This is a genomic window from Caulobacter zeae (genome assembly GCF_002858925.1).
Taxonomy (GTDB): domain Bacteria; phylum Pseudomonadota; class Alphaproteobacteria; order Caulobacterales; family Caulobacteraceae; genus Caulobacter; species Caulobacter zeae.
This window is the reverse complement of the sequence record NZ_PJRS01000038.1, coordinates 26,885-36,683: the sequence shown is the minus strand read 5'-3', so window position 1 is coordinate 36,683 and position 9,799 is coordinate 26,885. Positions and strand designations below refer to the sequence as shown.

General features: G+C 67.1%; 7 protein-coding genes. 6 read left to right on the top strand and 1 reads right to left on the bottom strand.

The window, feature by feature from the left end; all coding sequences use genetic code 11:
• Positions 1–132 precede the first annotated feature (132 nt).
• Positions 133–1,521, top strand: coding sequence for a sensor histidine kinase (locus SGCZBJ_RS17715; RefSeq protein WP_133149285.1), 1,389 nt, complete (start codon positions 133–135; stop codon positions 1,519–1,521).
• A 2-nt stretch (positions 1,522–1,523) separates the two neighbouring features.
• On the top strand, positions 1,524–2,312 hold the full coding sequence (locus SGCZBJ_RS17710) for a LytR/AlgR family response regulator transcription factor (protein WP_101719291.1): 789 nt from the start codon (positions 1,524–1,526) through the stop codon (positions 2,310–2,312).
• Positions 2,313–2,345: 33 nt separating this feature from the next.
• Here the strand turns inward: SGCZBJ_RS17710 and SGCZBJ_RS17705 are convergent, their stop codons facing one another.
• Entirely contained in the window at positions 2,346–3,443 is a 1,098-nt protein-coding gene (locus tag SGCZBJ_RS17705; protein ID WP_133149284.1) for a sensor histidine kinase, read from the bottom strand.
• Positions 3,444–3,672: 229 nt separating this feature from the next.
• Here SGCZBJ_RS17705 and SGCZBJ_RS17700 point away from each other — a divergent pair, with 229 nt between their 5' ends.
• The 4 genes from SGCZBJ_RS17700 (at position 3,673) to SGCZBJ_RS17685 (ending at position 9,736) form a co-directional block, all read left to right on the top strand.
• The gene (locus SGCZBJ_RS17700) at positions 3,673–4,182 is read left to right on the top strand and encodes an RNA polymerase sigma factor (protein ID WP_101719289.1); all 510 of its coding nucleotides are present in this window, start codon (positions 3,673–3,675) and stop codon (positions 4,180–4,182) included.
• On the top strand, positions 4,172–5,131 hold the full coding sequence (locus SGCZBJ_RS17695) for a FecR family protein (protein ID WP_101719288.1): 960 nt from the start codon (positions 4,172–4,174) through the stop codon (positions 5,129–5,131). Before SGCZBJ_RS17700 ends, SGCZBJ_RS17695 begins: the two co-directional genes overlap by 11 nt.
• Positions 5,132–5,225: 94 nt before the next feature.
• Positions 5,226–8,375, top strand: coding sequence for a TonB-dependent receptor (locus SGCZBJ_RS17690; RefSeq protein WP_101719287.1), 3,150 nt, complete (start codon positions 5,226–5,228; stop codon positions 8,373–8,375).
• 11 nt (positions 8,376–8,386) lie between these two features.
• The gene (locus SGCZBJ_RS17685; protein ID WP_240621556.1) at positions 8,387–9,736 is read left to right on the top strand and encodes a purple acid phosphatase family protein; all 1,350 of its coding nucleotides are present in this window, start codon (positions 8,387–8,389) and stop codon (positions 9,734–9,736) included.
• The last annotated feature ends 63 nt before the right edge of the window (positions 9,737–9,799 follow it).

Genomic DNA, 9,799 nt, shown 5'->3' with positions numbered 1-9,799 from the left:
ACCAGGCGGCGACGGCCCGAACGCCAGGTCGTCGTGCAATCCTTGGTTGACAAGGGCTTGGCCGCCCGGCTTTTCGAGAGCGACGGGATCCGGATCCGCCGCCGGAGGCCTAATTCCGCAAGGAGCAATGGGGTGGGCGTCGCCTGCGTCGAATTTGCGACCAATGCGTCAGCCGGTTTCCGCCGTCGTGGCGGCGGAGTGCTATTTGAATCTCCAACCTCTGATGATCGGCGCGCGGTTGCGCCGAGGACAGCGAGCCGTGCCATTGGCGATGATCTTCACGCCTTGCAGCGCAAGCCGCGCCCGCGAGACTTTCTCCAGGCGAGCGACGGGCGGCGATGCGAGCCGAACCGCGCGGCCCGTCGGCGTCGAGCCAGCCGGAGGGCGTCGGTGATGCCGGAAAGGACCGCCGCCGAAACACTCCAGGCGACCAGGATCACCACGCTGCGCCTGACCCTGGGCATGTGGATCTTCTGCCTGCTGACCTTCACCGCTTCGCTGCTGGTGGCCTATGGCGGCGCCTTGCCCGTTTGGCTGCCGGTCTGGTTGGGGCTGATCACCGTGACCGGGATGCTGGGGTCGCTGGTCGTCTGGGCGGTGGTCAAGCGCCTGGAGAGGTCCAGGTCGATGTCCGTGCGATGGGCGATCCTCGCCGTCGTGGCGGCGGCCGTTGCGATGTTGCAGAGCCTGATCGACACGCGGCTCGGCAATCTGGCGCCCGCGCTGTTCGGGGGGCAGGCCTCGACGTTCAGGCTGGAGGCCTTCGCCCTGAACTGCCTGATCTATGTCTGGCTGTTCGGCTTCTACGCCGCCGCGCTGGAGCTGTTCTCAATGCACGAGAAGGCCACCCTGCACGCCACGCGTTCCGCCGACTATGCGCGGCAGCTGGCAGAGGCGCGCGAACTGGCGCGGGACGCCCAGCTGCAGATGCTTCGCTTCCAGCTCAATCCGCATTTCCTGTTCAACACGCTCAACAACATCTCTTCCCTGGTCGTCTCGGGCGACGGGCGGAAGGCCGAGCTGATGATCGCGGGACTTTGCCGCTTTCTCCGCGCCTCGCTCGCGCCGATCCAGGACGAGTTGATCGCGCTCAGCCACGAACTGACGCTCATCGAGGCCTATCTCGACGTCGAGGGCGTCCGGTTCCCGTACGCGCTGGATGTCGAGATCGATTGCCCCAACAGTCTGGAGGGAGCGCTGGTGCCCAGCCTCATCCTGCAGCCGCTGGTCGAGAACGCCGTCAAATACGCCCTGACCCCGTCCTTGGGGCGCAGCAGCCTGCGGATCGTGGCGCGCGAACAGGACGGGGCCCTGGTGGTGAGCATCATCGATGGCGGCGCCAAGGGCGGGGCGCCGGTCGGCGCCGTCGTCGGGCCGGGGATCGGATTGCAGAACGTCGCGCGGCGTATCGAGGTGATCTACGGCGCGAGCGCTCGCCTCGAGGCCCGCCGTCTGGACGAGGGCTTCAGCGCGCGTCTGCACATTCCCCTGCGTCGCGGCGACTTGGAAGCGGCGGCCTGACCATGAAAATCCTGCTTGCCGATGACGAACCCCTGGCTCTCGTGCGCTTGCGTACGCTGCTGGCCGATCTTCCGGGCGTAGAGGTCGTTGGAGAGGCGCGCGATGGCGAGGAGGCGGCCGATCTGATCGAGGCGCTGAGGCCCGACCTGGCGCTGCTCGATATCCGCATGCCCAAGCAGAGCGGCATGTCGCTGGCGCGAGCCCTCAGCCGGGATCCGGAGGTCGAGGTGATCTTCGTCACCGCCTTCGATCATTTCGCGCTGCAGGCGTTCGAGGTCGATGCGGTCGACTACCTGCTCAAGCCCGTCGAGATCGATCGGTTGGCCACCGCGCTGGATCGCGCGCGGCGCCGGCGGAGCGGAGACGGGCAGGCGCCGCAACTGGCCGTCGACGGCGAGGCCGCGACAGAAGCTTCCGGCTGTATCTGGGCGCCGCACCGTGACGGCCTGGTCCGGGTACCGATTTCGACGATCGACTGGATCGAAGCCTCGCGGGACTATGTTCTCCTGCACACGCCGACCCGCTCGCATATCGTGCGCGCGACCATGGACAGCCTGGCTGGACAGCTGGGCGAGGGGGCCATGGTGCGGGTGAGCCGGTCGGCGTTCGTGCGCCAGACCGCGGTCGCCCAGATCAACAGGCAGGGGCGTACAGGTTCCGTCGTCATCCTCAAGGACGGCACCGCCGTCCGGGTCGGCGTCACCTATGCCCGCGCCGTGGCGACGATTTTCCGGGGGCTGGGTGGAGTTTCGGGCAGGCCAGGCGGGGAGGGGGACGAAGGTCGCGCCTGAGCAACCAGCACGCGACGCCTGTCGTGTCGTCGCCTAGCGAGCGGCGGCGCTGGCCAGGGGGCCCCGAGCCGTCAAGGGGCTGGTCGCCTTCAGCTCGACCGCTTTCGGCAGAAGAGGCAGCACCAGGGTGACGCGCCACTGGTCGGGACCCGCCTCGGCGATCATTGCGGCGCGGTCCTGAAAGTAGCTTCTCAGGCGACTGCGCACGTTGCCCAGCCCGATGCCGGCGCCGTTCATGTCCGGATATTCTGACAGCCGGTTTTCCACCGCGATCCGCAGGGTGTCGCCTTGCGACCTGACCCGAAGGCGGATGGGGGCCGGTTCGGCGGCCCCGGTCACGCCGTACTTGATGGCGTTTTCGATCAGCGGCTGAAGGATCAGCACGGGCACTTTCGCATCGGCCAAGACGTCGGGGCAGTCGATTTCGAGGTCCAGGCGCTCGAGCCGGAGCTTTGCGAGGTCGACATAGGCCTCCAGCGCCTCGATCTCTTCCTCCAGAGGCACCAGACCGGTCTCGTCGGCCGCGAGATTGCCGCGGTAGAACCGCGCCAGGCCAAGGGTCATGACCTCGGCCCGCCTGTGGTCGCCCTGAAGGATCAGGGCGGAGATCGAGTTCAGGCTGTTGAACAGCAGATGCGGATTGACCTGCAGGCGCAGGGCTTCGATCTCGGCCTGATCGGCCTTCAGCCGGGCCGCGCAAGCCTCCGCCGCAGAGCCCATCAGGGCCAAGGCCGCGGCGTAGAAGCCGAAGATCCACAGATAGACCCGCAGGTTCAGCTTGAAGGTGAAATCGAAGGCGACGCCCACGGGGGAGACCACGACGCCCGGCGGCCCCTGGACGCCGCCGAGCAACTGCGGCCCGACCAGTTGGGTCGCCAGCATGTCGAGCGCGGTCTGCAATACGGCGAACAGCGCCGGCGCCGCCATGAACAGGGCGACCCGTCGCCATCCCAGGTCTCGTGGGGCCCGATCGAGCAGGGCCTTCATCGCCAGCATCAGGACCAGCCCGTGAAAAGCCCAGAGGCAGGCCATCAAGGCCGCGCCCGAGGCTATCCAGGTCTCCAGCGTCGCGTAGGCGAGCCAGATCAGGCCGGCAAGCGTCAACGCGGGATGACGACGGAGTGTTTCCATTCGTCATTTCTACCAGAAGTTGGATTGGTGTCTCGGCTTTCGAAATTAAAAACTCGTCATGTCTCGACTGGCGAAGTCTTCAGCCGGACCTTGTGCGCTCTTGCTAGAGCAGCCTTCATCATCCCACGAACTGGCGGGCCGCCAGCGTCGCCATCAAACCGACATCAAACCTCATCGGATCCGTCACAAGGCGCTCCTATAGCCACGCTCCGTCGAGGAGGCGTGGCGGGTGATCGGTAACGAGCAGGAGGTGGGGCGGACGCTGGCGACGCAGAACCGGATCCTGCTGGCCTATGTTCGCCGCCGCCTGGCCACGGCGGTCGACGCCGAGGACGTGGCCCAGGAGGCGATCCTGCGCGTCCTGGCGCGGGCGCGCGACACGCTGATCGCCGATCCCCTGTTCTACGCCATGCGCGCGGCGCGCAACATCCTGGTCGATCGCGCCCGGCGGGCGGCCAACGTCCAGATCGACGACCTGGAAGCGGCGGAATTTTCCATCCATGGCGAGGCCACGCCGCTGGAGGCGCTGGACATGAGCGAGCGGTCGAGGCTGTGCCAGAGGGCGCTGGAGGCGATGCCGCCCTTGCGGCGCGAGGTCTTCGTCCGGCGACGCGCCGGCGAGGAGTCCTACGAGGTGATCGCCCGGGATCTGAAGCTGTCGATCGAGGCGGTTCAGAAACACTACAGCCGCGCGGCCCAGACGCTGCGTCGGACGGCGGAGGGCCGCCATGTCGACTAGGAATGTGAACCCCAGGGACGATCGCGAGGCCGCGCTATGGGCCGACGCGCGGCGTGACGCGGCCTGGTCGGATCAGCAACAGGCGGCGCTGGAACAGTGGCTGGAGGGGCGTCCCGACCGCCAGGACCTGCTGCGCCGCCACGAGGCCTTGCTCGACGACGCCGCCGTGATCTGGGCCACGCAGCGCATGGCTCGCGGCAAGCCCGCGCGACGGGCGCGGCTGGCGTTGGCCCCGATCGTCGGGGCGGGTTTCGCCGCTGTCGCCGGGGCGGTCGTGGTGCTCGGAGGCGGCCTCGTCCCCCGTGGCGAACTGATCGAGGGAAGCCGGGGCGTGCCAAGGCCGATCGCGCTGGCCGACGGTTCGCAGGTCCGGCTGAACGGCCAGAGCCAGGTGCGGGTCGAGTTGCGCGAACACGAGCGTCGCCTGCGGCTGAAGGGGGAGGGCTTCTTCGAGGTGGCTCCCGACAAGAGCCGGCCGTTCTCGGTTGAGGTCGACGGCGTGCGGGTCACGGCCGTCGGCACCCGCTTCAATGTCGATCAGCGACAGACGGCCGCCGGGACGGCGGTCGAGGTCGAGGTCTTCGAAGGCATCGTGAGGGTCGCGGGGAAGGGGACTGCGGTGCACGTTCACGCGGGCGAGCAGGCCCGGGTCTTGGACGGCGTCGTCCAGCGCATGGCGATCGCCCGGCCCGAATTGGAAACCGACGTGCCGCCCTGGGCCAAGGGCTGGCTGGAGTTCAACGAGGCGACCCTGGCCAGCGTGGTCCAGGACCTGGAACGCGCGACCGGGGTGGAGGTCAGGCTGGCCGATCCATCGGTGGGGCGCGTGCTGGTCAGCGGCCGCTTCGCCTATGACGACCCCGAGAACGCCCTGGCCGCGATCGCCCGCCTCCACGGTTTCAAGCTTACTCGTCAGAAGGCGGATCAATACGTGATTTCAGGCGGTTAGCGCCGCCTGGAACAAGTTTTTATGACAGCTGTCAGGACCTTGGCGGTCGCCGTCTAACCCCGTGACGATCAGTCGATCGGAGGGGATTGTTCGAATGCGTATCCATAAAAACGGGCTGCTGACGGCGGCGGCCGTCGCCGTGCTGGCGTCCGTCGCCGCGCCCGCCCACGCCTTGCAAGGGACCCGCAATGCCGAGGCGCGGGTCACCATCGCCATTCCGGCCCAGGACCTGGGTCAGGCACTGCGGACTCTGTCGCGCGACACCGGCCTGTCGATCGTCTTCGACCCGGGCCTGACCCGCGGGCGGACGTCCAACGCCGTCTCCGGCGCGATGACCCCGCGCGAGGCGCTGCGCAAGATGATCGCCGGCTCGGGCATCGAGGCCCGCGAGGTGCGCGGCGTGTTGACCCTGGAGCGCCAGACGGCGCAGGCCGAGGTCGAGGCCCCCGAAGCCATCGAGGTTGACGGCGTCGTCGTCGGCTACGCGGCCGGCCTGCGCCGATCGCTGGACGCCAAGCGCAAGGCCGACTTCATCTCGGACGTCATCAGCGCCGACGACATGGGCGACCTGCCGGCCAACAACGTGGCCGAGTCGCTGTCGCGCCTGCCGGGCGTGAACGCGGTGCGCAACCACACGACGGGCGAGGGCGATCGCATCACCATCCGCGGCCTGTCGACCGAACTGAACAACTACACCATGAACGGCGTGCGCATGGGCGGCACGGGGTCGCGCGACGACAACTTCTATCGCGGCGTCCGCCTCAGCTTTCTGCCGCCGGAAGGCATCGACTCGATCACCGTCATCAAGAGCCTGACGCCAGACCGCGACGGCGACGCCTTGGGCGGCTCGATCGACATCCGCACGCCGACGGCGTTCGACCACGGCAAGACCTATGGCGTGCTGTCGGCTTCGGCGGGGATGCTCGACAAGTTCGACAACAAGAAGTCGGGCGAAGTCGCCGGTTCGTTCGGGCGTCAGTTCAACGACAACTGGGGCGTGTTCGTCACCGGCAGTTGGTCGCGCCGCAAGTCGCAGTTTGAGCAGAACGGCGTGGATGGCGATAACCAGCCTTCGGTCTGGTACGCCGACAGCGAGACCCTCGGCTGGGATCCCGAGACCTTCGTCATGCGCGGCATGGACCTGGCGTTGGGCGAGACCAAGGTCGAGCGGCGAGGTGTGAACACCAGCCTCGACTATCGCGGCGACAAGCATGACTTTCACCTGCGCGGCCAGTTCAACGAATACACCAAGGACGAGTTCAGCAACCGGCTGAACTTCCGCAATGACACCGGCAAGAACTCGACCCGCCTGACCCAGGTCGACAAGTCCATGACGGGCCTGGCCGCGCCGGAGGCCTCGATCATCGGCACGGACGCCAAGAAGGGCCGGATCTACAGCTACACGACCGCCCAGATCGTCGACCGCGACGGCGATGGCCGGATTACCGACGCGGACCGCTCCACCAAGTCGTACTACACGCTCGACGGCGCGTCCGGGACCTGGGATCCGCAAGGCTTCCGCCTGCGCCGCTTCTGGGAAGGCTCGCGCGAGACCGGTTCGCTGATGTCGCTGAACTTCGGCGGCGTCAGCCGTTGGGGCGACTTCAAGGCCGACTACGACCTGTCCTACGCCAAGTCGGAAGACAATATCGACGACAGCTACGAGATGGAGTTCCGCAGCGACAAGTACGGCTGGCTGGGCAACAAGGGCGTCAAGGTCACCAATTTCGGCGACAGCCGCTTTCCCAGGTGGGTGCTGAACGACGCCGGCATGGCGGCGATCCACGACAACAGCCAGTACGACTTCGCCGGCCTGTCGGGCGAGATCGGCGGTGCGCAGGAGCGGCTGTGGCAGGGCCAGGTCAATCTCGAATGGCGACCGGCTTCTGACTGGCTGGAAGTGGTCAAGACCGGCGGCAAGGTCTACAGCTCCAAGCGGTCCACCTATAGCGGCGAGTTCATGGACCTGGACGCCGACGGTACGCTGGCGGACTTCTCGCGCTTCTACGGCAAGGAAGTCACCAGCCTGTTCGACGGCGAGTATTCGGGCCTCTACCGCCTGGGCACGGTCATCGACAACAAGGCCATGCTGGCCGAGTTGCAGCGCGCCATGGCGGGGAACAGCACCTTCTTCGAAGGCTTCGCCACCGACCCGGGCAGCGCCGAGCTCAGCGGCGAGGACAGCTTCACCTTCAAGGAGGACATCTTCGCCGGCTACCTGATGGCCACCGCGCGGGTCGGCAAGGCCCAGGTCATCGGCGGGGTCCGTGTCGAGAGCACCAACAACACCATCGACGCCTACATCCTCGACGAGGTCCAGGGCGGCCACTATTCGACCGACAAGAGCGACTTCACCAATGTTCTGCCGTCGATCCACCTGAACTACAGCCTGGACGACCGCACCAAGCTGCGCGGGGCGATCTGGACCAGCTTCGCGCGTCCCGACATCGCCCGGATGTCGTCGGCCCGCGAGTATGGCTACGACAGCGATCCTGACGGCGACGGCAAGGTCAATCCGACCAGCGACTGGGTGCTGGTGGCGATCGAGCAGGGCAATCCGGACCTGAAGCCGATGAAGGCGGTCAACTACGACCTGTCGATCGAGCGCTACAACGGCGACACCGGCGCCTATTCGCTGGGTCTGTTCTACAAGGACATCAAGAACTTCCTGTACCGCTCCTCGTCGTCGAACATCCGCGACGGGACGGCCGGGACCAATATCGGCCCCGACGGCGTGACCGTCTCGATGCCCAACAACGGCAAGTGGGCCAAGGTCTACGGCATGGAGCTGAGCGCCCAGCAGGTGTTCCACTGGCTGCCCGGCCCGTTGTCGAAGCTCGGCGCCAGCGTGAACCTGACCCTGCAGAAGTCGGAGGCCGAGACCGGCATCTCCTGGCACCCCGCCCGCTACACCCTGCCGCTGATGGAGACGCCGGAGCGCGTCGCCAACGTGCAGCTCTTCTGGGAGTACAAGGGCTGGGAAGCCTATGCCGCCTACAGCTACCAGTCGGAGTTCCTCGAGGGCATCCAGGACTTCGGCAACAACCCGTACGAACAGGACTACGAGTTCGTGGACCTGAACGTACGGCGCAAGCTGTGGAGGGGCGCGACGGCCTCGATGCAGGTCCAGAACCTCTTCGACAACCACACCTACTGGTTCACGGCCGGCGACAGCACCAGCTCCAGCCGGGCCTACATCAAGAACGGGCGGTCGATCTCGTTCGGCCTGAACTACGTCTTCTGATCGGGGCGAGTATGAAAGCCATCCAAACCCTGATGCTCGGGGCCGCGCTCGCGGCCCTGGGTGGTCACGCGCTGGCCCAGAAGGTCGAGCGCCCGCTGCGTCCCGAGCCCGCGCCGGCGCAGTCTTCGGACCTGCCGGCGGTTCCGGCGACGGTTCAACCCGAGCGGATCGTCCTGAACCTCACCGCCGATCCCGCGCACGAGATTGCGGTGACCTGGCGCACCGCGCCGGGCCTGGCCGGCCATGTCGAGTACGCCCAGGCCGAGGACGGCCCGGACTTCATCCAGAAAGCCATGCGCGTCGAGGCCCTCACCGACGACGCCACCATCGCCGTGCGCGAGGATCCAGCCTTCAAGGCGGCCTATCATTCGGTGGTGCTCAAGGGGCTGGAGCCCGAGACGGTCTATGCCTATCGCGTCGGCGATGGCGAGCGGTGGTCCGAATGGCTGCAATTCCGCACCGCCGCCACGACGGCCAAGCCGTTCACGTTCCTCTACATGGGGGACATGCAGAACAACATCCTCAGCGAGGCCTCGCGCACGATGAGGACGGCGTTCCGCAAGGCCGGCGACGCAGCCTTCGTCATCCACGCCGGCGACCTGATCAACCGGCACGACAGCGACAACGAGTGGGGCGAATGGTTCGCGGCCGGCGGCTTCCTCTACGCCCAGACTCCGCAGATGCCGACGCCGGGGAACCACGAGTACGGTCGCGGCCCGGTGCTGAACCCGCAGTGGCGTCGCCAGTATACCCTGCCTGAAACCGGCCCGGCGGGCGTCGAGAAACTGAAGGAGACGGCCTGGACCGTTGACTACCAGGGCCTGCGCCTGATCTCGGTCGATGCGCCGCTGTTCCACGGCGACGAGGCCATGCGCGCCGAGATGGTGCGCTGGCTGGACGGCCTGCTGGCGAACAATCCCAACCACTGGACGGCGCTCTTCTTGCACTTCCCGTTGTTCTCGATCGATCCCGATCGCGACAACCAGCGGGTGCGGGATGCGCTCAAGCCGCTGATCGACAAGTACGGCGTCGACCTGGTTCTTCAGGCCCACGACCACGGCTATGCGCGCGGCGCCATCGGCGCCGGGGCGATGACCAACGCCGGGCCGGGCCATCCTTCCGACAAGGGCTCGACCTATGTCGTCTCGGTGGCGGGACCCAAGATGTATCCAGTCGCTCCGCTCAGTTGGGCGACCCGCTCGGCCTCGCGCACCCAGACCTTCCAGACCCTGGACGTCTCGTCCGAGGCGGTGACCTATCGCGCCTTCACCGCGACGGGCCGCCAACTGGACGCCTTCCGCCTGACCAAGGACGCCAAGGGCGTTACGCGGGTGAAGACGCTCGATACGGCCGACCGATAGGTCGCAGCGGCTGGATGGTTCGAGGCAAGGCGGGCGCCGTACTGCGGCGCCCGCCTTGTCGCG